This is a genomic window from Paenibacillus sp. FSL E2-0151, assembly GCF_037993015.1.
GTDB lineage: Bacteria > Bacillota > Bacilli > Paenibacillales > Paenibacillaceae > Paenibacillus > Paenibacillus amylolyticus.
The window spans coordinates 5,626,545-5,652,798 of the sequence record NZ_CP150308.1; the positions used below are offsets into that span (position 1 = coordinate 5,626,545).

At 42.3% G+C, this 26,254-nt stretch carries 22 protein-coding genes and 2 pseudogenes; 6 read left to right on the forward strand and 18 right to left on the reverse strand.

Annotated features, from left to right (window positions below; genetic code table 11):
* Nucleotides 1–146 precede the first annotated feature (146 nt).
* From MHI55_RS25035 to MHI55_RS25070, 8 genes and pseudogenes are all read right to left on the reverse strand, one after another.
* Nucleotides 147–527 carry an integrase core domain-containing protein gene (locus MHI55_RS25035; RefSeq protein ID WP_340387407.1) on the reverse strand — a complete coding sequence of 127 codons (381 nt, stop codon included), beginning with the start codon at nt 525–527 and terminating at the stop codon, nt 147–149.
* Nucleotides 509–1,003: pseudogene (locus MHI55_RS25040) on the reverse strand (IS3 family transposase); the annotation flags it as partial. The pseudogene MHI55_RS25040 and the gene MHI55_RS25035, both read right to left, overlap by 19 nt.
* 20 nt (nt 1,004–1,023) lie before the next feature.
* Nucleotides 1,024–1,341, reverse strand: a complete 318-nt coding sequence (locus MHI55_RS25045; RefSeq protein WP_036673079.1) for a transposase — start codon at nt 1,339–1,341, stop codon at nt 1,024–1,026.
* Between the two features lie 55 nt (nt 1,342–1,396).
* Entirely contained in the window at nt 1,397–1,555 is a 159-nt protein-coding gene (locus MHI55_RS25050; RefSeq protein WP_340387409.1) for a hypothetical protein, read from the reverse strand.
* 52 nt (nt 1,556–1,607) lie between these two features.
* Nucleotides 1,608–2,105 (reverse strand): hypothetical protein, encoded by a 498-nt coding sequence (locus MHI55_RS25055; protein ID WP_340387411.1) that lies wholly within the window; start codon nt 2,103–2,105, stop codon nt 1,608–1,610.
* A gap of 574 nt (nt 2,106–2,679) precedes the next feature.
* Nucleotides 2,680–5,364 carry a DEAD/DEAH box helicase family protein gene (locus MHI55_RS25060; protein ID WP_340387413.1) on the reverse strand — a complete coding sequence of 895 codons (2,685 nt, stop codon included), beginning with the start codon at nt 5,362–5,364 and terminating at the stop codon, nt 2,680–2,682.
* On the reverse strand, nt 5,361–7,016 hold the full coding sequence (locus MHI55_RS25065) for a site-specific DNA-methyltransferase (protein ID WP_340387416.1): 1,656 nt from the start codon (nt 7,014–7,016) through the stop codon (nt 5,361–5,363). The genes MHI55_RS25060 and MHI55_RS25065 overlap by 4 nt, the downstream gene beginning before the upstream one ends.
* Before the next feature lie 16 nt (nt 7,017–7,032).
* The gene (locus MHI55_RS25070; protein ID WP_340387418.1) at nt 7,033–9,909 is read right to left on the reverse strand and encodes an SNF2-related protein; all 2,877 of its coding nucleotides are present in this window, start codon (nt 9,907–9,909) and stop codon (nt 7,033–7,035) included.
* A 170-nt stretch (nt 9,910–10,079) separates the two neighbouring features.
* On the opposite strand from MHI55_RS25070, the gene MHI55_RS25075 reads away from it, so the two are divergent.
* The 3 genes from MHI55_RS25075 (at nt 10,080) to MHI55_RS25085 (ending at nt 13,719) form a co-directional block, all read left to right on the forward strand.
* Nucleotides 10,080–10,925: a hypothetical protein gene (locus MHI55_RS25075; protein WP_340387420.1), complete on the forward strand. Its 846-nt coding sequence runs from the start codon at nt 10,080–10,082 to the stop codon at nt 10,923–10,925.
* 238 nt (nt 10,926–11,163) lie between these two features.
* Complete coding sequence (locus tag MHI55_RS25080) at nt 11,164–12,954, forward strand: hypothetical protein (RefSeq protein ID WP_340387423.1); 1,791 nt, start codon at nt 11,164–11,166, stop codon at nt 12,952–12,954.
* Nucleotides 12,955–12,972: 18 nt separating this feature from the next.
* A complete protein-coding gene (locus MHI55_RS25085; RefSeq protein ID WP_340387425.1) occupies nt 12,973–13,719 on the forward strand; it encodes a helix-turn-helix domain-containing protein in 747 nt (248 codons plus the stop codon).
* A gap of 60 nt (nt 13,720–13,779) precedes the next feature.
* Here the strand turns inward: MHI55_RS25085 and rhuM (MHI55_RS25090) are convergent, their stop codons facing one another.
* The 8 genes and pseudogenes from rhuM (MHI55_RS25090) to MHI55_RS25125 all read right to left on the reverse strand — a co-directional run bounded on the left by rhuM (MHI55_RS25090) (nt 13,780) and on the right by MHI55_RS25125 (nt 20,920).
* The gene (gene rhuM, locus MHI55_RS25090; RefSeq protein ID WP_340387427.1) at nt 13,780–14,109 is read right to left on the reverse strand and encodes a RhuM family protein; all 330 of its coding nucleotides are present in this window, start codon (nt 14,107–14,109) and stop codon (nt 13,780–13,782) included.
* Nucleotides 14,110–14,137: 28 nt separating this feature from the next.
* Nucleotides 14,138–14,383 (reverse strand): annotated as a pseudogene (rhuM, locus tag MHI55_RS25095) (RhuM family protein); the annotation flags it as partial.
* Nucleotides 14,384–14,929: 546 nt separating this feature from the next.
* Complete coding sequence (locus MHI55_RS25100) at nt 14,930–15,154, reverse strand: helix-turn-helix transcriptional regulator (RefSeq protein WP_017692532.1); 225 nt, start codon at nt 15,152–15,154, stop codon at nt 14,930–14,932.
* A gap of 243 nt (nt 15,155–15,397) precedes the next feature.
* Nucleotides 15,398–16,387, reverse strand: coding sequence for a YhcN/YlaJ family sporulation lipoprotein (locus MHI55_RS25105; protein WP_051449926.1), 990 nt, complete (start codon nt 16,385–16,387; stop codon nt 15,398–15,400).
* 274 nt (nt 16,388–16,661) lie between these two features.
* Complete coding sequence (locus MHI55_RS25110; RefSeq protein WP_180361796.1) at nt 16,662–17,678, reverse strand: DUF4340 domain-containing protein; 1,017 nt, start codon at nt 17,676–17,678, stop codon at nt 16,662–16,664.
* Nucleotides 17,675–19,069: a GldG family protein gene (locus tag MHI55_RS25115; protein ID WP_101314267.1), complete on the reverse strand. Its 1,395-nt coding sequence runs from the start codon at nt 19,067–19,069 to the stop codon at nt 17,675–17,677. The genes MHI55_RS25110 and MHI55_RS25115 overlap by 4 nt, the downstream gene beginning before the upstream one ends.
* Before the next feature lie 4 nt (nt 19,070–19,073).
* The gene (locus tag MHI55_RS25120) at nt 19,074–19,790 is read right to left on the reverse strand and encodes an ABC transporter permease subunit (protein WP_047841224.1); all 717 of its coding nucleotides are present in this window, start codon (nt 19,788–19,790) and stop codon (nt 19,074–19,076) included.
* Nucleotides 19,787–20,920: an ATP-binding cassette domain-containing protein gene (locus MHI55_RS25125; protein ID WP_340390643.1), complete on the reverse strand. Its 1,134-nt coding sequence runs from the start codon at nt 20,918–20,920 to the stop codon at nt 19,787–19,789. Before MHI55_RS25125 ends, MHI55_RS25120 begins: the two co-directional genes overlap by 4 nt.
* 436 nt (nt 20,921–21,356) lie before the next feature.
* On the opposite strand from MHI55_RS25125, the gene MHI55_RS25130 reads away from it, so the two are divergent.
* On the forward strand, nt 21,357–22,430 hold the full coding sequence (locus MHI55_RS25130) for a glycosyltransferase family 4 protein (RefSeq protein ID WP_235193923.1): 1,074 nt from the start codon (nt 21,357–21,359) through the stop codon (nt 22,428–22,430).
* A 65-nt stretch (nt 22,431–22,495) separates the two neighbouring features.
* Here MHI55_RS25130 and MHI55_RS25135 read toward each other — a convergent pair whose 3' ends face one another.
* Together MHI55_RS25135 and MHI55_RS25140 are read right to left on the reverse strand one after the other, a co-directional pair.
* Nucleotides 22,496–24,025: a DHA2 family efflux MFS transporter permease subunit gene (locus tag MHI55_RS25135; protein WP_235193922.1), complete on the reverse strand. Its 1,530-nt coding sequence runs from the start codon at nt 24,023–24,025 to the stop codon at nt 22,496–22,498.
* Between the two features lie 213 nt (nt 24,026–24,238).
* Nucleotides 24,239–24,598, reverse strand: a complete 360-nt coding sequence (locus MHI55_RS25140; protein ID WP_339185886.1) for a hypothetical protein — start codon at nt 24,596–24,598, stop codon at nt 24,239–24,241.
* A 186-nt stretch (nt 24,599–24,784) separates the two neighbouring features.
* On the opposite strand from MHI55_RS25140, the gene MHI55_RS25145 reads away from it, so the two are divergent.
* Complete coding sequence (locus MHI55_RS25145) at nt 24,785–26,023, forward strand: glycosyltransferase family 4 protein (protein ID WP_340387430.1); 1,239 nt, start codon at nt 24,785–24,787, stop codon at nt 26,021–26,023.
* Nucleotides 26,020–26,190 carry a hypothetical protein gene (locus MHI55_RS25150; protein ID WP_165980402.1) on the forward strand — a complete coding sequence of 57 codons (171 nt, stop codon included), beginning with the start codon at nt 26,020–26,022 and terminating at the stop codon, nt 26,188–26,190. The genes MHI55_RS25145 and MHI55_RS25150 overlap by 4 nt, the downstream gene beginning before the upstream one ends.
* Nucleotides 26,191–26,254: the final 64 nt, after the last annotated feature.

The window sequence follows — 26,254 nt, forward strand, 5'->3', positions numbered from 1 at the left end:
GTGTGAGACAATGAATGAATCAGGTCATCTCGAAAGGGATAGTAGGGGAGTCAAAAATCATTATTGCAACCCACATTACCTTGTCGTCGTCGTTTGGAGCAGATTAGATAACGGTATCCTCTGGACCTATGTCAAAAAAGTAGACACTACGCTGCAGATTTGTCCGTAAATTTCATCGTAAAACGAGCAGGGGAAAGATACCCTAGCGCGCCATGCATTCGCTTGCGGTTGTAATAGAACTCAATGTACTGGTAGATGGCAGTATAAGCCTCTTCCGGCGTCTTAAAACGAGGGTTGCAGTAAATGAGTTCCTTCTTTAAAATACTGTGCCATGACTCAATACAGGCGTTATCATAACAGTTTCCTCGGCGGCTCATGCTTGATTCCATTCCGTATGATTTTAGTTGCTCCACGTATTCTTTTGACGTGTATTGAGAGCCGCGATCCGAGTGATGGAGTAATCCCGGAGCGGGGCGTTTGGCCTTGTAAGCTTCCTCCAGTGCACCCATCACCAAACTGGTTTCCATATGGTTATATATAGACGCCAGCCTACAATTTCACGTGTGCACAAATCCAGAACGCTGGCGAGATATAGACGACCTCCTCGGCAAGGAATGTAGGTGATGTCGGTAACCCATACCTTATTCGGTTTGGACGTTTTAAATTGCTGATTCAGCGTATTTGGCGCAAGGGGATGGTCGTGTTTGGAATCCGTCGTCTGAACGCGATATTTGGGCATGACCACAGAACGTAGATTCATTTGACGCATGTATATACTGACGGTACGTGAAGAGATTCGCAGCCCTTCTAAATGGAGCAGATACGTAATTTTAGGGCTTCCACACCGCATCTGGTGGTCGTAAAAATGATAGCGAATACGCTTCATGACCTCGGCTTTTCGGTTCTGCCGCTTGCTGGTTTGGTCCATTCGCCATTTGTAATATCCGCTCCGTGATACTTGAAAGGTTCTGCACATCTTCTCCAAAGAAAACTCGGAGCGATGATCTTCTACAAACTGAAATCTTAGCTCTTTGGTTTGCTGAAGATGTGCACTGCTTTTTTTACAATCGCCAGTTCTTCTTGTGTATCCGCAAGCGTGTGCTCTTTCTCTTGAAGCAACCGGCGCATCTCTTGAAGCTCTGCTTCCAGTTCCTTCACTCGATCTACGCTGGCAACAGGCTCATGTTTTAGTTCGCGGTACTTACTCATCCATTGGTGCAACGTACTTTTTGGAATGTTGAGTTCTTCTGCCAAATCTCCAAGTGTCTTCGTCTGCTCTTGAATGAATTTGACCGTTTGTTTCTTGAATTCTTCGTTATATCGTTGCCGCTGTTCTCCCATGTGGACACCTCCGTTAGTCTTATTATCCTTCCGTCCGTTAACGGGTGTCCACTTTTCATTCTAGCTCCACTCTGCCTTCACGGTCTGTCTTCTTACTTTTGGATTTCATACTGTCGATGGAGGAACCACAATGCGCACATTTGATAATACCAGCAAAGATGTTGATCTTTTGCTTTATACCACCACGTTCACCGCCACCGCGCTCCAGCCTCAAGGACTGTGCTAACTGAAAAATATCCTCTTCAATTATACCTTGATGAGTTTGCTCATCGAGCGGTTAACGATTTGCTATTGAACCCAAAGGAAGCAAATAATTTAACCGTTATCCGAATAGACTGTTCAATATTATCCCATTCCTCTTCAATTTTCTTCATATTTGCATTGTTGAAGTTATCCACTTTGAAAGAGATATCAGAAAGATCACATAGAACAAGACAAGATTTCAATACAATACCCTTATCGAAATTGAATCCATCGCCATACTCATTAATCTCATCAACAAGCTCAGCGATTCTGTCACGGGCATCCTCATTTTCCCATTGAGCAGTTGCAATAGAAAGGAGTAAGTCCGAATTAGTCAATTGAGTACCGCTACTGTTAACTCGAATAAAGATATTGAGAACTTTATCCAATTCATCGCCTTTCTCCATAAAGAAATGAATCACAGGAGACATAATGACTTGTTGGAACAACATCATTAGGAATTCTGATGCAAAAATCTCAGTGATGTTATTAGCAGTAATAAATTTGAAAATATCTGGCATCCCATTACAGTTCAATATATCCCTACACGATACCAAAAGTACTCGTCTGATGGATATGCTGTAACTTCCTTCTCGGACAAAAACTTGAAGTCGTATCGAAAATCGATTCTATCCGAAGGGGCTAAGAGATTCAAATACAGCTGCTTCTTATCGTACGCGTAAGGATCGTTCACTCATTTATAGCGAAGTCTTTCTGTATAAGAACCTTTAAGTCCTATGTATAAAGAAGTAAGTCGCTGCTGCCCGTCCAAAATCGCAGTTAATGAATGCATCCCCGATGTATTAGCCTTTGGATTTCTCTTATTATCTTTCTCATGAAAATCACGAATAAATTCATAGAACTGATAGTTATGAACATTCTCGCCTTGAACAGACCAGAATAGAAAGGAGCCTAGGTGATATTCCTTCATTAAATGAGTCAAATAATTTCTCCATTTGCTCTGGCTTCCATACGAATTCCCTTTGGATAGAAGGAAGAAGAAATTGCCATACAGCCATGTTTTCCACAGCTTCTTTGATCGTTATCGGCTTTTCAAATGCCATTTTGATTAGATTCCTCCGGTACTCCAGTGATTTATTTGAACAAGTGTCGTGACTTCAAGCCTTCCAGCGTCATATTCTCTTGAACGTCTGTATGAGGGATTAGAAGATAGCTCCATTCCTTGCCGTCATGCTCCAGTTCATGTTTTGAAGCATGTGTACACCATTCTAAAACAGCTCTCGCTTTGGCTTGTACAATGGAATCTTCCATTTCTTTTTCTTTCTTGATTTCGCAGATGTACTTTCCTGTTTGAGTTTCAACAACAAAGTCAGGCTCGTAGATTCTGCTATGATTATAGTAAATCTTGAAATGTTCAGATGATGGTTTCAACCATTTCTCTACGTTAGGGTCATTCTCGCAAATAACTGCAAACTTGCGTTCACTATCTGAATCGAATTTCTGCTCAGGGTAAAGGCACTTAAAGAACCCACCAAACACCATGCTACGAATACGAGATTTGTCTTCAACAGGCTGACGGAAGGGCTTCACGCCTTCTGCTAGCAGTGTTGTATAGCTTACTGGCTTAAATGTTGTAAAACCTTTGCTTACTTGCACTTCATAAGCAGTTGCGGTTTCGTAGTAATTGTTCTTCATTTGCGAATGAATAAGTTCAGCCAACCGTCCTCGATTATACTGTAAAACATTTCGAACCGCATTTTCATCAGATAAATAACTTTGCAGATGTTGTACCACTTGATTACTTAAGTGATATAGTAGTGAAGAATGATCATCATATGATATATCTGAATAATCAATAAGTGTAGCGACAAGGTAATCTTCCAATTGTTCTTCGACAGCTAGATTATTATTACGTTGTAGGATTTCACGATCGTGAGTCCTCAGATGCTGAATTAATATGTGTTCATCTACTGGTTGTAAACGAACACTTGATACATCTAAACTAAAATCATGGTATCCCCAAGTCAGTTCACCAACAGGTTGAACGATAATTCTTGGAATATCAATACTATGCTGTATTGTTTGTTCAACTAACACTTCTACAACTTGTTCCACTAAAGCAGTTGTCTGTTCTGGGAATAAGTCTAATTGATTGACGAGATATTCCGACCGCACTTCTTCAATCAATTGTCGCTTGATTTCACCTGTTGCCAAATGTTTTGAACTCGGTAGATGCTCGTAATTTTGAATCTTCCTTTGAGCAAGTTCGAATACACTCATGACATCATCTGTTTGTACAGGTTTGGATTCATTGTTAGTCGCTTGTACAGCGCTGACCTTTGCTTGGACTTGTTGAACAACAGCTTGCCCGATCTTTGGAGTTGAAGTTATCGGTTTTTTCTGTTCTCGTGCTACATCTTTACCGATATAGACACCTTTACGAATGATAGAATTAGGATTATTTGCCTCATCAATAATGTTTTGAAATTTATCATGCGCAATAATTGTTAGTCTGTCTACAGCTTTAACGCCAGTTCTGTTTCCATAAGGAAGTCTCAGTCCTCTACCAATTGATTGTTCGACCAAGGTTTTAGAGTTGGCAGCACGCAAAGGAATGATCGTATAGAGATTAGTAACATCCCAACCCTCTTTAAGCATGTTGACGTGAATAACTATTTCTGTTTGCGAAACCGGATTTTCCAGCCTCATCAATTCCTGAATTGTCTCGTCCTTCTCCTGACCGCTTTGATTGGAATGTACCGTTATAACCTTATTTTTATAACGTCCTTCGAAGAATTCATCTGATTGGATGATATCCATCAGTTTGCTCGCATGAGTAGTGTCCTGCGCAACAATTAGAATAAATGGTTTTACAATCGGCTTGTGATTTTGCCGCGCATATACTTCCAATTCAACTTTGGTTTCCTCGTGTACCAAAATACCATCATGCAGCTTTAATCGCTCCAACTGTTCTTCTGAATATTGTGATGCATTAAAATTCTCACGAGTAGCAACGGCTGGCTCCTTAACAAATCCATCTTCCATTGCTTTATGTAACGGATAACTGTATATCACATTTTTAAATGGATTAGCTCGATTGCCTGACTCCACTTGCGGGGTTGCCGTTAATTCTATTCCAAGTATTGGCTTCAATTCGTTCAATACTTTGACTCCAGCAGAAGCCCGATAACGATGAGATTCATCCATCAATAGCACCAAATCAGGTAAGGAAGCAAGATAGTTAAAATAACTGTCGCCAATGTATTCTTTGAGTCTCTTTATACGCGGTGCCTTACCACCGCGTACTTCTGAGTTAATTTTTGAAATGTTGAAAATATTAATGTGAACTTCATCATTGAACATGCTGTATTGATTGCGGTTACCCAGTCCATCTTCGTAATTGTCACCTGTGATAATTACAGGCAGCACAGTAATAAATTCAGCTATTCCTTTAAACACATACTTTGGTGTATTTGGAGTAAAGTCTTGTATCAGTTTGTTATAAATCGTGAGATTCGGAGCGAGGACAAAGAAATTTCGAATTCCTTTGCTTAGATATAAATAAGAGATGAACGCTCCCATTAATCGCGTTTTTCCGACACCAGTCGCTAAAGCGAAACATAATGAAGGAAACTCCCGCTCAAAATCAGATACAGATGGATACAAAGATTTCACCTTATCCAATTCCCTTAGTAAGCTTTGACTATCGTTATTGCCAAGCTCAATAGTATCAACAATATCTGAAAGTATTTCTAATGATTCTTTCTGTGGATTTCGCAAGCTAAGTCTGGCGGATATAGCGTTTATATGTTTGCTCATAATTCTTCCCCTTCACTGAACAGCTCCAGTTGTTCCAACTTTTCTGGTTGTGGAAGCTGTGCAACATTCAAGCTGTAGTCATCTCTACCGAATTCACATCTATTGAGAATGGAAGCAGGAATTTTTTTGAATGTTATATTTGGAAAATCTACTTCATTCAAATTAAATGCTTTACAACAAATTAACAACGTCTCACCTTCACCTAATGAATCGTGAATCTGTGTAGCAAGTTCTCTTGTCATTAACTGAGTTGTTGTATAGATATAATCTGTTTCAGTCGACCATCCCTGTTTCCAATAAACTGCTTCGTCTGGTTCATAAGTGAATCCGTGATGCTTACACATCGCTTCAGCCAGCATAGGAGCATTATATTCTTTGTTAATGATCCAATTTCCAAACTTATCTTTTTCCAATAAACTCGGTGCAAGACGATAATACCTAAAACCACCACCGCCTTGCCAATTCACTTCTTTGGTTATGCCACCTTGATCTGTACCGTCAATTACTCGCTTCATTCGGGGAATGATATGAGTATGACAATGCTCGCCCAATTCAACCATGATCCATCGTCGTCCCATCTTATGAGCTACCGCACCAGTCGTACCTGAACCAGCAAAAGAATCAAGAACTAAATCTTTGGAATCAGTAGATATGTTTAGAATTCTTGCTATTAAATCTTCTGGCTTAGGAGTATCAAATACTAAATTTTCTCCAAACAATAATTTATGGTGCGCTTTTGTTTGTCTGGTTGTATTAAGATCATTCCAAATTGATGGATAAGGTCTTGTTGGATTGACTGGTGCAAACTCCCGAGTATAGGGTACCCATTGTTTAATGCCATTGACTATCCTTTCTTTCCAAATCAATTTATTTTCAACGACTAGCTCATCCACTGTCTGTTTTCCCATTGCCCATCGAGCTTCTCGTCCATCATCATGTATCGGATAAACTTCGTTCCCATCTGGAGAAATTATTGAAAAAAACATCGATGGTCGGTCTGTCCTCAAGCTATTCTTACCATTTTTCTTCAAGAGCCTATCTCTGTAGGGTCGATCGGACTCAAAATCTGGAGTACGATAAGCCTCCAAAATTGAGTCATCTTTCATTGGCTTAAACCATTTTGCCCCCGGCGTTTTAGAGTAACACAGTACATATTCATGATCAGGAGTTACTGCCACTTTATTATCGTTTGGACTATCTACCTTTTTCCATATAAAAGAGGCTACAAACCTATCCCTGCCAAATAACTCATCACAAAGGACTTTCAAGTAATGAGCTTCATTATCATCAATAGTAATCCATAACGAACCTTCCGCGCATAATAAATTCCACAAAAGTACTAATCTATCACGCATCATAGATAGCCAAATCGAATGCTCAATTCCATCGTCATAATGTACAAATGCACTGCCTGTATTGTATGGGGGGTCAATGAATATACATTTAATCTTTCCAATGAAGTCACTTTGTAGCGCTTTTAAAGCAAGTAAATTATCTCCGTATATTAGCATGTTTTCATACTCATCGTTTTGTGCAACCTTCAATCTAGAGTGGTATGACAAATCGGGATTATTCATTAAAATTCTTGGCTCTAATCTCAAATTTTCATCCTTACCAATCCAAGTCAATTCCAACTTTGTCTTTTTACTCATCTCCACACCCCAATTGTTAAACTAACTGCCATTTAATCATGAATAATTGCTTCTTACTGATCTTTTGCTCAAGCTTCTGCTCAACATCTTGAAACAGTAGTTCCTTTTGACGGTCAATCTCATCCTGCGCATCAAATAAATTACGGCGTAACTCACTTCGATGCTTTTCACGCTCTCGAATCGTTTTGTTAATTTCTAGTTTTTCAGTAATTTGGCGTAGCAATCTTGCATCCCTTTGAAGCTGTGCGATTTCAGCATCAAGTTCTCTTAATTCAAATTCGAGCTTTTTCTTTAAATCTTGTGACCATTTATCTAATCTTTCCAGTTCGCGATCAAGAAATTCATTTGTTCTTTCTTGTATATCCCAAAGAATTGCTGATTCCTGATTATTATTAATGATTTTGAGTTGCTCAGCAAAATAAGTATTTACATTTTGCTCTTGCTCATTCAAATTAACCTCATCTGCAGGAAGATCAAATAATTTTTCGCATAGTTCTTCGTCAAGTTGATTCCCATTAGAATCTATCGCTGAAAAAATAGTATGTTCTTCAATCTCGGAGGTACTCACATGTAGAAAACTAAGAGTTAAGTATCCGCTACTTCCAATTCTGCTTTGAAGTAAACTCACTTTCCCCTCATAGTCAGAGTATCGAAAAACAAGCTTCTTCATTGGCAACTGGCGGCTCTTGGCTTGTTCAATCCAGGTTTCAGCCAACGGATGACCTAATCGATAATGATGTACATGTTCACTTGATGCATTTTTCTTGACTTGTGATATTAGTTGATATTTGTCCTTGTTATCGGTGAGTTGGAAGCTTAAATGGTCTTCATTAAAATGTGCTTGTGAACTCCCTTCAAATACCGATAACTCCCATAAATAACGCTCCATCTTGTTAAGTTGAAAAGTTGTTTGCTCATAGTGAGTTCTAAGCTTCTCACGGACTTCATCATCAAAATTTTCGAGCAGATTCTTTCTTGTTTCTTTCATTTTGCACTGAATCTCTTCGTCAAGTTCGAGTTGTAGTAGATTAAATGCTTCTTGAATTTCTTCGGAAGAACGACAAGTTTGGTAAATCTGCTGAATCCTCTTTTCGAAGTCTACACCTGACTCCAGAGACCCCAAAACTTCATCTGAAGACCCGAATACACCGTCAAACAAACTGAACTTTTGTGACAATAGTTCAAACACTCTTTTATCAGCCGCATTTTTACGGTTTATAAAGTTGATTACCACAACATCATACTTCTGACCATAGCGATGACATCTACCGATTCGCTGCTCAATTCGCTGTGGATTCCAAGGCAAATCATAATTGACCACTAGACTACAAAATTGAAGATTGATACCTTCGGCTGCTGATTCTGTAGCAATCATAATTGATGCTTCGTTTTGGAAGTATTCAACCAATGCAGCTCTTGTATCCGCTGATTTGGATCCAGTAATCTGGTCATCAGCTTGATGTCGAGAAAGCCAGTCATTATAAATTTCTTTAATCTCAGGAGAATTATTTGTACCGTTGAACATCACAATCTTACCATTATAACCGTTCGCTTCTAGCATTTCTTTCAAATAGGCTTGGGTTCTTCTAGATTCAGTAAATATAACTGCTTTATCATTGGCACCAAGCTCACTAAGTTTCTCCAATCCATTTGATAGAGCGACAAGCAATGCTTTACCTTTTTCGTTTTCTGTGATGGAGTTCGCTAATTCATAATAGGAAAGTAGCTCTTCACGCTCACGTAATAGTAAAGCTTTTTCCAAATTATCATTCTTGGTTGCCTCAGACTGCTCATCTTCTTCAGTCCATTCTTCTACAGTTGAATCCATTTCATCAATATCATTATAAATATATTCTAGTGCTTGTTCACTGCTACTCTCCTCTAATGAGGTTTCAAGCCTTCTAATCAACGAAAGCAACGTATCAGAAATCGCAAACGATGAGGATGCAAGAATTTTGCGAACAACCAATGTCATTAGATTACGTTGACTACTAGGCAAAGCAAGTATATCCTCACGTTGAAGATAAGCAGATACCTTTTCATACAATTCCCACTCCAATGTACTAGAAGTGAACTCCTGAACAAGAGGAATTCTCTTAGTATAAGGCACATATTCCGTCACTTGTCTCCGCAAGGTTCTATAACAGACGGGTTTTAACCTATCTTTTAAGTCGAGAAAATTAAGCCTTGTCATTTCTTTGGTGCCATGCCCGAATTGCTTACGAAAAGTTGCTTCATCACCAAAGAGGCGAGGATCAATGAAACTCACCAATCCGTAAAGCTCCATAAGCGAGTTCTGCAAGGGAGTAGCCGTCAAAAGCACTTTCGGAGAACCCTCCGTTGCCTCCCTTAATATCCTTGAAATCTTGTTTGATTTTTTATAGACATTGCGAAGACGATGAGCTTCATCTACGATGATCAAATCCCACTGTGTTCGTTTAAGGTCTGCCGCCTTATTGCGAGCAAACTGATAGGACGTAATGACAATGTTATCTTTTTGCTCGAACGGAAAGGTTTTACCCTTACGAACATAATCATTGTAGATTTTACTTTCCATAATTTCTGAAGGAATGTAGAACTTTTCGATGAGTTCACGGTTCCACTGTTTTCGTAGTGAGGGAGGAACTATGATCAGAATCTTACGTTTACGTTCTGCCCATAACTGGCTAATTATCAATCCTGCTTCAATTGTTTTACCAAGTCCAACCTCATCAGCAAGAATTGCCCCACGTTCAAGCGGAGCGCGAAATGCAAATAACGCCGCCTCCACCTGATGGGGGTTAAGATCTACTGTCGCATTTATTAAAGACTGGCTCAACCGACCGACCGTATTGGAGGCATTCTGCTTAGTCAGTTCATATGCAAAATATTGACTATGATACGCTGTACTCATTAAAACGCCACCCTGTAAGTTACTATTCTGTAATTATACAAGAATAGTAACGGTTTCGACAGAGTAGACCTTAATTTCCTGTTTCCCACCAGAATAACCAGCAAACTTGAAGGTTTTTCCATGTCTCGTGTCGAATTTAACATCATCAAAATGATCATGGAGGAATTTTCATGTCTTACAAAGGAATGAGATGGTATAAATGTGATTTTCAAATGCAAACACCTGGTGACCCTAATAACTGGCTGCAAAATGATCCTGCATACTTGAGAAGGGAGTATTCACAAGAAGAGCTAATTTCGTCCGTTGATTTATATTTAACTCGATGCCACGAAGTTGGATTGGAATTAGTATGTATTACGGATCACAATTTTATTGGACTAGAATATATTCGCATATTAAAGGGACGAAACGAATATATAGCAGATCATTTGCAAAAGAAGCCTTTAATTATATTCCCCGGATTTGAGGTAGAGTTTTCTCAAGGGTTAGGTGTTCATTTACTTTGTGTTTTTGAAGAAAATAAATCACTTAATGATATAAATGATATTGTTACACAATTAGGTCTTCCCCGCTCTGAACGTGTGATAAATGGGAATACTGCTCCATTACCGCAGGCTACTTTTGACAGTATCCAGAAAATCGTTCAGGAGGACCATAACGGTGTTATCATTGCTGCACATCCTCTATCAGAAAGCGGACTCTTAAATGATAAATTCCTTACTGATTATTTTCAAAGGGATATGTTCCTCAACCCGAAACTGTTAGCTATTGAAGTTCCAAAGCCGCTTGCTGAGTTTTCTGCCAATATGCAAATGCTGATTACAGCAGATGTTGCTTGTCACACCGAGTGGAGAAGAGAACGTAGAGTAGCTGCTGTCATGTCTTCAGATGCATACAGCTTAAATGAAGGATCTAAAGGCTACATAGGAAAAAGACATACTTGGGTTAAGATGTCTAACCCGTCTTTAGAATCTGTCATTCAAGCTTTTTTAGATTGTGAACGAATTGAATCTTAATAGTCCTGATGAAGATGTCAGACACGATAAAATCGTATCTCTTTCCATTGAGAATGTTGCCTTTCTTGATAATCAAACAATCCATTTATCTCCTAATTTAAATTGAATTATTGGAGGTAGAGGTTCAGGGAAATCATCAATCCTTGAATACATCAGGCTCGCAACATCTCATAAGCAAGATTTAAAAGAAACAGAACAAGTTCAAAGAGTACGGAGAACATTACCTCCATCCTCTTTAGTGAGGCTCACTTGGGAAGGCTCAAATGGACTGACGGACACCTTTGAATATGATACTGCCTCTCAAACTACAAGAGTAACCAGCAGAGAAGTGCAAGACCTTTCTACTATCTTGAGAAATTTGAAAGTTCAAGTATTTAGTCAGCGGGAAATATCTGAAATTGCCCAAAAACAGGAAAGTTTATCGTCACTGATTGACACTATTTCTGGTGCTGAGCTGGATAGGTTGAAAGCATCAGAAATTGAGTTGAAATCAACTATTCAAAGTTTATTCCAAACAAGAAAGACAATTGAGCGTCTCAAGAATGAGCGAAACACTCTTCTTCAAGAAATTAAGGAGATTAAAAGGCAGTGGGATGCATTCGTATCTGTACAAGCAGAAAATGAACGTAGAAATAAGGCAATCGTGGCAGAAAACTATATCCGTGAAGTCGTAGATGAAACTAATACACTCGTTACATCATGGAAGGAACTGATTAAATCATCAACAAGAGAACACGCTGATCTTGTTAAACAAGACTCGTTAGATGATTCTTATTTTGATGATTTAACTGTAGGTTTAACAGCTGCAAAACAAGAATTAGAAAAGAACATTGAGGCAGCATTAGTAAAATACTCAGAAGAGATTGGTAGTCTTACGGTTAAAAATGACAAATGGGAGACAATAGCAAACGCTATTCACAAAACAAAAACAGATTTCATTGCTGCCTGCTACGAAAAAGGAGTTCAACCCGATCAACTTGAAGTTATGAAAGGGCTAGAGCAAAGTATTCAATTAAAGGAACAAGATTTAGATGAAAGAGAAAGGAAATTAACTAATTCTTCACAGGAAATCGAGAAATTATTCGCAAGCATTGGAACTCTTCATGACACTTGGCTCGCTCAAACAAATTTAAAGATTGAGAAAATCAATTCAATTTTGGCTTCTGGATCTATTCCTTACACAAGGCAGGGTTCTCCGTTTATATCAGTCGAAATTTATAAATGTAGAGACCAGGAACATTTCAAGCAAATTTGGAGTGAAAATCATAATATTCGCGGAAATACTCGTTTGGGAAGGAATTGGGAAGCAATCGGTGAGAGGCTGTTCCAAACATTTGAAGCAAGCGAGGAATTGACTCCGTGGGCTATACTTGCACAGTGGCTTGAGAATGAAGAGCTAATGCCAGCTGAGTTAAGAGGACATTATTGCGATTTTAATGAATATCTCACGGGGGATGGCATTGGATTTTTGGAGACAATGCAAATTACCCGTATCAATGACAGAATTAATATCACATTATATCAGGATGACGGAACTCGCGCTGGATCTCTAGATGATGGTGGGCTGTCTGATGGACAAAAGAACACTGCGATTTTAGCCTTGCTGTTTGCTCATGGCACAAATCCAATCCTTATTGACCAGCCAGAGGATGAGCTGGACTCAGATTTCATATACAATCAACTGGTTCCACTACTGAGAAGAGTTAAATACAAGCGACAAATTATCCTTGCTACACACAATGCTAATATTCCAGTCAACGGTGATTGCGAATTGCTTTATGCATTAAATACCGAAATGGGCAAAGGTATTTTAAAGGCTGAAGGTGGACTGGAAAAACCGAACGTCAAAGAAGCAGTATTGAACATTATGGAAGGCTCCAGAGAACTTTTAGGCGAAGACAAGAGAAATATAACTTCTAAGCAATCTACGTGCAAACAACCTCCGAATATCACACGCCCTCGGAGGTTGTTTTGTATCGATCTTCTACTTTATAAAAATGATTTTTACAGAAAAGGAATACCGGATTGAAAAGGAGTGCAACCATTTATGAGTAACACCAAAATCGTTTTTGAAGATCTGTTGAAAACGGTGTTACACTCTGAAATTGCTGAAACGATTGGATCAGTGTCTGTTTCTCAAAATGCTGTAAACAAAAAATATCTGACTATGGGTGAAGTTTCTAAACTATCTGGGATCGGAACATATACCTTAAGACAACTTACTTTTTCCAGAGCTATGCCGCATCGAAAAGTAAGGTCACGAATCATTTTTGAACAATCCGAGATAACGGAATCAATAACTAATTACAAAAAAATAGGATGGGATGATCCTGAAAATAAGTGGAATGTTAAAGCAGTCCAATCTCAAATTGCAAATTTATATCAAGATAAGGGGAAACCACCCATGATTGAGGATATTTTTCGACAATTAGTCAAAGAAGAGCTTGAAAATTTTTCGAAAGAAATTTTGAATATTACAAAAAAAGAAAAACAAAGCTACTATGGCAGAACTGTTTTAACCATAAAGGAAGCAGCCGAACACTTTAGAATCAGTCCTGCAACAATTTATGGTCTAATAAAGGAAGACGGCATGCCACACTTGAAAATACAAAGCAGATTCTACATTGTACTTGAAGAAGCAGAAGCTTATTTATGGAGAGAAACTGCAAAGTCCTACGCAGATAAAGGAAATATATATTGGAAACGAATTTTACAAAAACTTGACTGGGAAGAGACAGAAAGAGAGTTAGCTTATAAAAAGGCACTAAAGAGGCTGGAGGAAAGGGATTTTTGATGTCCTTTCCTCTTTTTATACTCCTCCAAAATAACTATTTTTTATGCAATCGATTCTGTATCACAAAGTCATCAAAATCATCACTTTAATAGTCAGCCTCTGATGATTGAACTTTTCATACTCAGCCGCAGCCAGTTTCTCTGCAACTTCTTGCGAAATTTTTCCTGCATTGGTCAAGCTCGCGCTCTTTAATTTAAGGAACGAATGTAGCTTTTCAACCCAGTCTTTCATGTACATGGGGGACTGACGTTCAGCTTGATCCTCTGCATAGTCCAAATACATTGTTACAATACGATTCAACGCCTGCAGTTCCTTATCGGTCAGATAATTTTTAGCGACTCTTATATCACTTTTTCTTACCTTATCGCCCTTCCAACTAGTCAGCCCCATATTATCTTTATCTGCGCTCGCTCCGCAATCAGTTCTGCCGCCATATGTGCATAAATAGCAAAATGAAGCTTATTCTGTTCTTCAGCAAAAAATCTTTGGATAAGCTGTCATTAGGATCATAGTCCATTGAGGTGGCATAGATATCTGTAATCTTCCTGTAAAATCTTTTCTCTGATGCACGAATGCGCTGGAGCAAGTCACTAAAATAATCTTTTCCAAAATTACGCATGTCCTTCAATCGTTCGTCGTCCATCGTAAAACCTTTAACCAAATATTCGTTTAGTCGCTCCGTTGCCCAACGTCTAAACTGTGTACCTCTGTGCGAAGGAACATGAAGCCTACAGCAACAATTAGCTTCAGGTTGTAGTGCTTGACTTTACGTTTAATTTCTCTTGAACCTTCAGTTTGAACTTGTAAGTATTCCTGACAAGTTGATTCTGATGCTAGCTCACTTTCCTGATAAATGTTTTTGATATGAAGAGTGATGTTTTGAGGGTTGTCTGATACAACTCGGCAATAGCTTTCTGACTCATCCAGACCGTTCCATTTTCCAGCTTAACGTCAATTTTGGTATTCCCATCTTCAGTTTGGTACATTAAGATTCCTCTAAGATTGTCCATTTTTCAACCTCTCTCATTTCTTTCTCTGCAAACATTGGAATGTATGTTCCCATTTCATCATATCTCAAGCCATCTCCGTTATTCCCTCTGTGCTAATAAATGCCATGAAATCAGACACAAAAAAGCCTTGCCCCATTCTTCATGACAAAGAATAGAGAAAGGCTTTCATGCTGCTACTTAATCCTAACTGTAATTCGCAACTAAATCTTCAGTTCTCCAAGCTTAATCAGCTCGACAACTGCCTGCGAACGACCCTTAACATTGAGTTTCTGCATCACATTCGAAATATGGTTACGCACCGTTTTCTCGCTGATGAATAACTGCCCTGCGATGTCACGCGTTGTTTTGTCTTGAACCAGTAATTCGAATACTTCGCGTTCACGGTGGGTCAACAAAAATTTGCTTTTATGATCGATACCCTTCAATGTTCACCCCTCCTTGCTCGGGTTGTGTTGGTGTAACAAGGTTAAGGGGATACAGTCAACTCATCTTATGTCAGGTCAAGGGCGTTGGTTCAGTTTTATAAGAAAAATGGGCAGTAAACATGTGATTCATTGTCCAAAGAGAACGTGAGCAGTTGTCTATATATTTGAGATTATGTAAGACAAACATGCCCCTGCAGCAGATGTTACCATCTGCGCAAAGGCACACTTGTTCATGTCAAAAAACTACCGATTCATTCGATTCATGACACCACCGTTGTGATTACGGTTCATCAGGCCATCGTCAAGGATGCCATCACGGTTATTCGTATCTGTTCCGTTCGTTGGGAAAATGCGCTCCACCATCGATTGGAACGTATCAATCATGCCACTAACGGGCTTACCGTTACGAATATCTGTGGCATAGTTCTCGACATGCTCCACAAAATCCGGATTGGCTGATACATATACATTCTCGATGTTCGGTGCAAACTGTTTGATTTTGGCTGAAATCTTACCCTTAATCTCAGCTGATGTGTTATCGTCCGTGCTATCTACACGTTGTCCTTCACTTTTCATACCATAATGCCCATCGTCCGTCCCACGTGCTTTGCCGCTGTTTGTCAGACCACGCATCATACCAACGGCGCCTGTGCCCATGGTTCCATAGATGCTGCGGTCATTCCCCATATGGCTGCGATCCGTTGCCGAATTTGTGTTCAGTCCTGGAGCAATTCCACTAGTGCTGTACGGAGACATTGTGCCCGTACCACCATTCACACGCATACCACCCATATCGTGATTCATGTTGCCTCCACGCATGGTATCACTGGCATGATTACGCATCGTTCCATTCAGCATGCTCGTACGACCATTGGACTTGCTTTCCAACTTGCCTGCATGACCATCTGCCAAACGAACAGCCACATAAGCATTACGATCCGTTAACATGACACGGGCGGATTTTACTTCCTTCATCTCCGTGATGCGTTTTGCCAGCTCTTCACTGGATTTCAGGTCAGTGACATTATGCATGCGATAACTTTTCGCACGGATGCCATCCATTCCATTTGTTTCCACACCATAACGGTTAATGCCGTTGGCTTGCTGACGAACACTTTGCGTATGCATATTGTTGGTATCCCGATTCGTGCCACAACCTGTCAAACCGGCCATTACAAAGATTGCAGTAGATAATGATAACGTAATAGCTGTTGCCTTTTTGACTGCTGGCATGTACTCATCCTCCAATGTTTGTTGGTTTTGGTCACAAAGATAGGATGCGCTTCTGTACGTGCCGATATGCTGAAAGGATATGGTACCTTACCCTGTAGATTCAGGTATTCTGGTTTTGGTCTTTATTTATTGATCTTTGGGTTTTGATCTCTGGACAGTGAGGGCTTCAAGGGCTTCACCAATAAAAAAAAAAAACAGTGCTGCTAGTTCGCAGCACTGCCTGGAAATAATATTTGCATCTCAACGCAATAATATCACTTATCCTCCGCCCCGCTCATTTCCCGTCTGTTGATGAGGAAGTCGTTTCGTCCTTTGGAGAACTCGATGACTCTTCTGAAGAAGTTGTGGATGCTTTAATTGTATCCGGGAATTTCTCGGCTTCCGTTAGACTTGTCGCATCCATGCCATATGCCCATTGACCATCCGGTGTAATGACCCAGATCTGATCAGGTTCGGATGGCACCGTAAGTCCCCGATACACATCTCGAACTTGTTGCCCATTGACCGTCTGTTCAACAGACAGGGTGAATCGGGGAACCGAATTCTTCAGCTCAGACGCTTTGCGCACATCATCTGCTGTCGAAAGGTTTTTGATTTTGCCGATAAGAGATACGGCATCTGTGGCTTCAATCGTTTTTCCATTCAGTGTCCAGGTCTGTTCTGCCGCATCGTTCTCCAATGTCGTTTTTAACATCCAGGTAGCTGCCTCACCCTCCCACTCCAGAGACCCAACATTTGTCTCATCCATATTGAAAGGTGTAGTGTCCAACAAATCACGACGAGACAAAGCTATGCTGGTAATCGCCTCTGTCTGCACTGCAACCACAGGGCCCGAATCAACACGCACATAACGTGCATCATCTGCTGGAAGCTGGCCACCAATAGCCAGTTTGATCTCCCGATTATCTTTGAGTTTGATATCCATACGTCTAGCATCTGTTCCTAATCCGTACTTATTCAGATCCTTCGGCGCTTCTTCCACCACCAGTTCCTGATTTGCATCACTCAGAGCATCCAGCCAGCTGCTTACACTGTAACCGTTCAGAGGATAGGCTTTTGGCTCAACCATCTGCCATACGCCATTTTCAAGCGTTAAAGTCGAAGTTGCTGCTACATCGGATGTCTCCTCCGTTGTGTCATGTATTGTAATAGATTGAACATCCCCGGATTGAATACCAAGCAACTTGGCTTGAACCGCTTCTTCTTCCCGAAAATAATTTTGACTGGCCGCGTACACCCAGCCCACAATTAGTACGATGACCACCAGAATCGTTGGGACCCATTTTCTCATACTCGTCTGCGCCTCCACCATAAGAGTACACCAATGATAACAAAGATGAGTGGGAATGCTACAATAGCCACGAAGAAAATCGTTCTGGCTTGTTCGCCATTCAGGTATGCCATCTCATACCCGGCTTGCACCCGTGGACGAATCGTCAATCCATTTTCTTTCTCACTCAAATAGTTTACCGTATTCAAAATAAAGTCCCGATTGCCACCATTCGCAATTTCCGAATCCTGCATGAAAATGGACGAACCCAGAATAACTGCCTTCGGTTTACCATCCGTCGTATCGGCTGCATATCCTAATTCAACGGGTCCCTGAATGTCCTCTTCGGCATCATTGGTTGTTTCATTCTGCAATAAGCCGCCGATATTCGTCTCCCCATAACTGTCATTCGAAGAATGAATTAACGGTGAAAGGGTATATTTATCCTGTTCTTTGCTGGTCAACGCAATCGACAGCGACAACATCGGATACAATTGGCTCGCAGCGAGTTTGTCCGTAATTGCATGTGTACCATACTCCGGCACCACCCAGAGTGGCCCCATCGTACTGGCTTGCTGATTATCCACCATGACCGCATGCTCATCAACGACACCATAGTCAGCCATGAGGGCATCGATGTTTTTCCAACTGGATTTCATATCTTCTACAAATCCGAGGGATAATAACAGCTTGCCTCCATTACTCAGATATGTGCGAATGGCTTTCATTTCCGTATCACTGAGATCACGTTGTGGACCAATAATGGCGAGCACATCTGCATCTTCTGGAACCTTACCAGCTTGATTCAGCTGCAACTCTTCCGTCTGCAGATTATTTTGTTCCAAGGAGGACTGCAGCGTAGTCATCTGAGCGAGACTCAGCTCTTCATGCCCAGTCAAAAAGACCATTTTGTTCATCTCCGTGGATGACATATTCATGAGCGCCTGCGTAAGTTTTTCCTCACCTGTGAATTGATATGATCCGTCACTTCCGTCCCCTGTCGCGGTGAACAGACTGGCGATATCAATCACTTTGTGTTGATCTCCCTGCTCCAGCACAATGGAGCTGCCTGTTATGCCGTATTTGGATGCAAGCGCAGGTTCCTGCGTCAGATTATACTGTTTTAGCTTCAACTTGCTATTGCGTTTCGTGTATTCCTCAACCATATCCGTGACCTCACGGTTCAAGACGGTGTTGTTGGCATTTTCGACCGTTAACACCAGAATGTTGACGTCATCCTTCACATTTTTGATCGCAGTAAGAGACTGGTCAGATAACGTGTATTGTTTGTTCGAGGTCAGATCCAGCTGGAAGCCGCCAAGTGAATTCAGGAACAGTGTTAGCAAAATAAAGATGCCAATCACCGCTACGGACAGCACGGTACTGTTGGTATGACTTAACCATTTTTTCATCTTCTCACCTCCACCGCTTCCGTTCCACAATTTGAATGCTTAACAGCAGAAACACACCCGAAAGGGTGACATAATACAAGATATCCGGCCCACTAAGCACACCTTTCATGAAGCTGTCGAACCGGTTGGTCAGAGCAAACGGGTCCAGCCACTGCTGTAAAACAGAACCTGTATTGCCTGCGAATGAATCAAGCATCCACAAAACGAGCAAAATAATAAAACCCGCCACTGCAGACACCATCTGATGCTGGGATAATGTAGAAGCGAACAGTCCAATCGCCATCATGCTTCCGCCCAGGAAAAATAACCCCAGCGCAGACATCCATACCGTCGTCATATCCAATGTCCCATAGAACGACATGATGAAAGGGTACACGAGACTGCACAGGATGAGCACGACCAGAATGGCCAGAGAAGCAAGATATTTGCCAAAAATAATTTCTGTTACTCGTGCCGGAGAAGTCAGCAACAATTCATCCGTTCCTTGTCTAAATTCCTCTGCAACCAGTCGCATCGTTAACAATGGCACGACAAATAGCAGCATGGACAACGTATCGCCCAACACGAGACGATAATCAACAATACTCGGCTGGTAATATACAAAGCTTGAATAGAACAGCAGACTGGTCATCAGTACATATACGGCAAAAGCAAAATAGGACGTTGGTGACAGAAAATAAGCTTGCAGCTCTTTATTACATACCGCCATCATTCGTCTCATTTGGAGTCCTCCCCTTTGCGAGCTTGGGGCGAAGCATCGGCTGCTGTACTAACTGATGTTCCCGATATACTCGAAGAGTCGATGTCCGAAGTTACGTCCTGATCCATCTCTGCCCCAACAACCTTATCCACATCTGCCGAATTTGCGTCTGTGTCTGTTGCCTCGGTTGTGGTCAGCTTCAGGAAGATTTGCTCCAAACTCAGGTTCTCCTTTTTCATCTCCAGTATCGGTAATCCTGCACCTGACAAAAGGTAGAACAGCTCCTCCCGGAAATCTTCCGAGTTTTCTCCAGTAAGCAGCATTTTAACCGTATCCGCTGAATTTGAAGTAAGTGAAGTATCTTTGCTGGTACTCACATCCGACGCTTGAATGACTTCACTCCGCACCTTCTCCCATGGTGTCAGCACATTATGTAATTGCTCCGCAGTGGCCTTCACTTCAATCGACACCTTGAACTGATCCCCCATTGCTGATCCGAAATGCTGAGGTGAACCATCCAGCACGAGCTGTCCCTGATTGATGATCAACATTCGATTACAGAGCGTGCTCACTTCAGGCAAAATATGCGTACTGAGCAGGACCGTATGGTTCTCCCCCAGTTCTCGAATCAGATCTCTGATCTCGATAATCTGATTTGGATCAAGGCCCGATGTTGGCTCATCCAGAACCAGCAGATCCGGCTTGTGAATAATGGCTCCTGCTAGCCCGAGGCGTTGTTTGTATCCTTTGGATAACCCACGTACCATTTGCCTTTCCCGACCCTGAAGTCCAAGTCTGCTAACCATCTCACTGACCCGTAGCTTAACCTCACGTGCCGGGACATCTCGCAAATTGGCTACGAATTTAAGATAGGACTGCACGGTCATATCCGGATAGAGTGGCGGCGTTTCAGGCAGATACCCAATCTTGGAACGAACACGCTGACCCTGCTCATGCACCGATACCCCATCCACCATAATGGAACCCGCGGTTGGATGCACATAACCCGTAATCATACGCATCGTTGTTGTTTTTCCGGCACCATTGGGCCCGAGAAAGCCAACAATCTCACCACGTTCCATGGTGAAATCCAGTTGATGTACGCCGCGTTGTCCTTCGTAGACTTTGCTGACCTGTTTCACTTCGAGCACATCATTCATCCTTTCCCGTTAAAATACCCGTGCACCATCGTTCGTTATATAAATTCAACTGAAAATATTACACTTGCACTCCGATGACAGAATAACCTTCCGATCACTGTTATCCCCAGATTTTTTTGATTCCTTCATTTCAGAAGGAAAAATCCGCTGATAAAGGTGAACGCTTCGCTTCTTCAAGTTATTTCTGCCCTCTCCGTTATCGTGTAAATGTTATGTTGAACTTATGTAATAGATGATAGACACGGGAAGTTCCTTGTATATTAAGGGAGCTATCCTAGCCTCAGCTTAATGACACTTAAAAGACAGCTTAAAAATATTTGTCCAAAATGTGAACATTCTGACCAACACCCACACCCTGCGCTTAAAGCCAACGTAACATAGAGTACAGGAGAATGTGCTCCTGACCAAAAGTCAGAGGGTGAATCGTGTGAAAGTATTATTCACGTTTTATGTTCCGAGCGGTGGCGTGGATACGTTAAATCGACTGCGCACCGCTGTTCTGAAACGCCATGGCATTGAAGCGCACCTATTGTATCTCAGCACAGGCTCGGGATTGCAGAACAACAGTGATACACCCATTTTCACCGCGTCCAGTGACGAGGATATCCATCATATCATCCATACTCATCATTATGATGCCATCATTGCCACTTCAGACATCGCTATGCCCGGCCGTTTGAGAGGACTTGGTTATACCGGACGAATTATTTTTGAAGCGCAGGGACTCGGAGCACGCGATCAAGCTCTGGAAACGATACAGATGGGTGTCCCATACCTCCAAGCTCATTGTGATGCTGCCGTTATACCTCCCACAGACCACCTGCTGGATATGTTCATTCATATCTGTCCCTGGCTTCATCGGTTTGTTATTCCCAATATGCTGGATACAGACACCTTCGCACCAATCTTGGTGGATACCCCACCCTATCCGGTGCTGGCTTGGGTAGGACGACTTGAACACAACAAAAACTGGCGTGAATATCTAATCATATCGAGTGAAATCGTCAAAAAAAATCCGGAAGCCAGACTATGGTTATTCCACGATCCAACTTTGGCTAATCCAGAAGATGAAGTCATGTTCCGGCACATGCTGGCAGAATACGGGCTTGAGGATCGGATTGGCATCTTTATCAATGTTCCTCATTCTCAGATGCCTGCATATTATTCCATGATTGCCGCTTCAGGGGGCATCATGTTATCCACTTCCCTGCTTGAAGGATTCGGTTATGCCGTCGCTGAAGCCATCTCTTGTGGCTGCCCGGTGCTCAGCACGGATTCGGATGGTGTGCGTTCATTTATCACACATAATAAGACTGGTAAGTTTTATCCAATTGGAAATGTAGAGGCAGCTGTAGCCGAAGCAAGGGACCTTATGAATAACAAGAAACTGCGTGAGTATATTCGCATTCAGGGCAGACAGCATATGAGCTTGTCTTTTTCACCAGATCGATATGCCATTTCTTTCCGTGAAATGATGACAGCACTACGAATTTTCCATTGAGCATAGCAAAAAAGGCAGTTCAGCAAAATTTCTCTGAACTGCCTTAGTATGGTTTTTATAGAGTCTTAGTGTCCCATCATCATCGCGGGATCAGGCTTATCGCCATTTTGAAGTTCTTCTTCCGGCATCGGCTTAGGTTTGCGCAGAATCAGACTGAGCAAACATCCGAACAATGCAATACAAGCGGCAAGGAAAAACGTATCATTGAAACCAGCTACCAAACCATGAACGATAGCGGTCGGCTCTGTACTCGTTGTATTGTCTGCGATTCTTGAAGTCAGGAAGCCTGTAAGCCCTGCAACCGCAAAGGACACGACCACTTGCTGTGCAGCGGCCGTGAGCGGTGTCACCCGTCCAACCAACTTGCGCGGAGCAGCATTTAATACATGCGTATTGAGTGGCATCATGGACAAGCCCATACCCAGACCCATCATGACCAGAGCCGTTATAATCAGGCCAAGACCTGTCTCTGCCGTAATGGAGGACAGAATAAACAATGCTCCCGAGATAATACCCAGACCCACAAAGGCCAGAGGTCTAGCACCGATTTTATCAAACAATCGACCACCAAGCGGCATACCCACTCCGGAAGCCAATGCCTGTGGCAGCAGAATCAATCCTGTTTCCAGTGCAGTGTAACCTTTGATCTGCTGCAGATAAAGCGGGATCAGGATCATCGCACCGAACAGCGCCACTTGTGACACCCATGCGAGAATAATTCCCCGTGAGAAATCAGAAGATTTGAATACCCGGAGTTCAAGCAAAGGATTTTGATGACGAAGCTCCACAATAATGAACAAAATGAGCGCTACACCACCCACAATGACACCCGTCAAAGTTGTTGCAGACGTCCAGCTCGTTCCCCCCTCACTCACACCGTAAGCCAGCATCGAGAACGCAATTGGCGCCAGAATCATGCCGAGCAGATCCAGGGCAGGTGTGCGTCCACGATCTGTATCCGGCAAAAACTTGATACATAGAATGAAAGCTGCAATACCAATGGGCAAGTTAATCAGGAAGATCCAGTGCCAGCTCAGTGATTCAATAAACCACCCAGACAACACCGGACCTAACGCAGGGGCAAGTAGCATGGGAATTCCCAGCATCCCCATGATGGAACCTCTTCGCTCAGGCGGAGCCAGACGAAAGACCATCGCCATACCAATAGGAGCAACCATGCCTCCACCGAGACCCTGAATGATACGGTAAATGATTAATTGCTCAGGTGATTGGGCGATCGAGCATAATACAGAACCCAAGGTAAACATGGCAATCGTGAACAAAAATACTCTTTTGGCACCAAAACGGTCCGTTAACCAGCCTGCCAGTGGAATAACTGCAGACAAAGCCAAGGTGTAACCCGTAACCGTCCATTGGATCGTTTTAAGATCCGTTTCGAAATATTGAACGAGATTCGGAATGGCCACGTTCACCACCGTGCTGTCCAGTATAACCATGATCATACCGACGATAATAGCCAGGAGTGGCAGTATAATGGCTTTAAGCGAAAACTCTGCCGGCTCCTGGGGTACTGCTGTTTGTTCTTTCACGTTCTCCACACTCTTTTCCAGCCAGTAGATCGCAGGCTTATCCATGCGTCTCACTCAGCCTATATTGACGACTAATTTCAAACTATCGTTTTAAATCATCGTTTTAAACTTTCATTTAATACTGATCTAATTCTAATGAAAATACCTTTGCTGTCAAGCTATTTTTTCAGACATTTCTATTAGCATCACAAAAAAATGGAACAGGCACCTTCCCTGCTCCACACGTTGGTTAATCATGATTATGCAATGATGTCCATATCAATCTGCAAGCTTCATCATCTGATATTCTGACAGTATGCCCAATGTCTGACCGTGAATACTTCTGCAATATATTCGAATAACCAGATGCTTCGGTGAAGAACTGTTGCTGATGATCCTCAGTTCATAAGGCTCGGATGACACATCCAGATTATGAATGACCTGATTACCGCTCGCTCCCCCCGAATTTGACATTAGATGAAACAGGTGTCGGTACAGTTCTCCGTGAATGCTGGCTCCACCAACAAATACATCCGTCCCTTCCTCGCCGCCCACATAGGCCAACTCCACATCCATGTACTTGACGGGAACAAATGTCTGTAACAGATTCTCATGAATCTCAAGTAAATATACCGCCACTGTAGATCCCTCCTTCGGAGCACATGAACCTTCCTGTACATAGGATATGCTTCCTCTCGTCCATTGCCATTTGCATTCACCCATTTTCGACCAATTACACGGAAATGCCCGACCTTTCGGTCCTCTTTTTTCATAGAATAAAAGGATAGAAGCTCGGCCGGTGCAGGCCGTGACAAGGAGGTAGCTATGAAAGTTCTGCTCGTTACGTATTGGGAGCTTACACATATGGGAGGCATATGGACATATGTTAAACAACTGGCCGACAGGTTAATCGCACTTGGTGTAGAGGTTGATATCATGGGCACAAATGGTGCCAATAACGAAGTATATGTTCGTAATCTGAACCGCGCTTTCTCCAAGGATAAAGTGTGGCCCATGCTACAAGCCAAACTCAATCCGACTGATCTGCCACAATTCACTGCTGATCCTCTTCTCGCTTATTATGAACTGAATAGATATGCCTTCGAGATGGCGGCCGCTTATTTGGGGGTGGACCACTATGATGTTATTCATGCGCAAGATCCAGTAGCTGCCGTAGCCATAAAACGCATCTTGAACCGCAATATCCCACTGGTTACAAGCTATCATGGCGCTCTTGCACGCGAAGCCTTTTACGATGCTCAAAATTCCAACCCACAGCTTACTCTCCCTTCATATTTGCAATCCAAGCGTGGGCGTTATTTTCTCTCATTAGAAGAGCGAAGTGCAGCACAGTCCGAGCTCATTCTCGTGTCAAGCCACTGGATCAAGAGTACGCTTACAGAGCTTGCCGTTCCTGAATCAAAGTTCAGACAGATTCCCTATGCTGTAGATCTGCCAGCCTACCGTGCCTCAGCAGCTGTGAAGTTCCGCCAGCGACCACCTGCGGGCAAGAAAGTCATTGCCTTTACCGGACGACTTGAATACATCAAGGGCGTTCATGTGTTAATCAAGGCCTTAGCCAGTCTGAAAAATAAACGTTCCGATTGGGTCTGCTGGATCGCAGGAGAGGGCAATCTAACCGATGAATTGCGAGCACAGGCCGCGTCAACGGGTATTGGAGCGGATGTTGTGTTCTGGGGCAAGTTGGACAATATTCCTTCCTTCCTGCGCCATGCAGACATCTATGTCCAACCCAGTCTGCAGGACACCCAGCCGTTCTCCGTTACCGAAGCGCAACTGGCGGGTGTACCTGTTATCGTCAGTGGTACAGCCGGCATGCCCGAGATGGTTGAACCTGGACGTACGGGATGGGTTGTTCCTCCGCAGGATGTCGACTCGCTCCGTGAACTGTTGAATGCACTACTTGAGGATGATGTTACCCGAAGAACAGTGGGTGCGGCGGCGAAAGCTTGGGCTGAACAACACCGTTCACTGGAAGTGATGGGATTGCGTTCATTTCAAGTCTACCAAGAAGCCATCTACAGAGGAGGACATACGATATGACGTTACTTGTACCGAGTGATCTATACAACCGCTGGTTTTCGACTCCAGTTTCCACACCTCACATCGACGTGGACTACGCTGTAATGAATGAATTGATGAAGAAGCTGCCTAAAGGATATGTATTTCCCGATCCTGCATCCATGGTGATCATGAATTCAAAAGATTGAGTTGTCCAATGATATGCCGTCTTTATATAACATGCCGAAATATCAAACAAGGGGTGTCCCATCT

What these genes read in the sequence shown, in the direction of transcription:
- MHI55_RS25035 (WP_340387407.1), bottom strand. Translation starts at nt 527, where the DNA reads ATGGAAACCAGTTTGGTGATGGGTGCACTGGAGGAAGCTTACAAGGCC.
- MHI55_RS25045 (WP_036673079.1), bottom strand. Translation starts at nt 1,341, where the DNA reads ATGGGAGAACAGCGGCAACGATATAACGAAGAATTCAAGAAACAAACG.
- MHI55_RS25055 (WP_340387411.1), bottom strand. Translation starts at nt 2,105, where the DNA reads ATGCCAGATATTTTCAAATTTATTACTGCTAATAACATCACTGAGATT.
- MHI55_RS25060 (WP_340387413.1), bottom strand. Translation starts at nt 5,364, where the DNA reads ATGAGCAAACATATAAACGCTATATCCGCCAGACTTAGCTTGCGAAAT.
- MHI55_RS25065 (WP_340387416.1), bottom strand. Translation starts at nt 7,016, where the DNA reads ATGAGTAAAAAGACAAAGTTGGAATTGACTTGGATTGGTAAGGATGAA.
- MHI55_RS25070 (WP_340387418.1), bottom strand. Translation starts at nt 9,909, where the DNA reads ATGAGTACAGCGTATCATAGTCAATATTTTGCATATGAACTGACTAAG.
- MHI55_RS25075 (WP_340387420.1), top strand. Translation starts at nt 10,080, where the DNA reads ATGTCTTACAAAGGAATGAGATGGTATAAATGTGATTTTCAAATGCAA.
- MHI55_RS25085 (WP_340387425.1), top strand. Translation starts at nt 12,973, where the DNA reads ATGAGTAACACCAAAATCGTTTTTGAAGATCTGTTGAAAACGGTGTTA.
- rhuM (WP_340387427.1), bottom strand. Translation starts at nt 14,109, where the DNA reads ATGGGGCTGACTAGTTGGAAGGGCGATAAGGTAAGAAAAAGTGATATA.
- MHI55_RS25105 (WP_051449926.1), bottom strand. Translation starts at nt 16,387, where the DNA reads ATGCCAGCAGTCAAAAAGGCAACAGCTATTACGTTATCATTATCTACT.
- MHI55_RS25110 (WP_180361796.1), bottom strand. Translation starts at nt 17,678, where the DNA reads ATGAGAAAATGGGTCCCAACGATTCTGGTGGTCATCGTACTAATTGTG.
- MHI55_RS25115 (WP_101314267.1), bottom strand. Translation starts at nt 19,069, where the DNA reads ATGAAAAAATGGTTAAGTCATACCAACAGTACCGTGCTGTCCGTAGCG.
- MHI55_RS25120 (WP_047841224.1), bottom strand. Translation starts at nt 19,790, where the DNA reads ATGAGACGAATGATGGCGGTATGTAATAAAGAGCTGCAAGCTTATTTT.
- MHI55_RS25135 (WP_235193922.1), bottom strand. Translation starts at nt 24,025, where the DNA reads ATGGATAAGCCTGCGATCTACTGGCTGGAAAAGAGTGTGGAGAACGTG.
- MHI55_RS25145 (WP_340387430.1), top strand. Translation starts at nt 24,785, where the DNA reads ATGAAAGTTCTGCTCGTTACGTATTGGGAGCTTACACATATGGGAGGC.
- MHI55_RS25150 (WP_165980402.1), top strand. Translation starts at nt 26,020, where the DNA reads ATGACGTTACTTGTACCGAGTGATCTATACAACCGCTGGTTTTCGACT.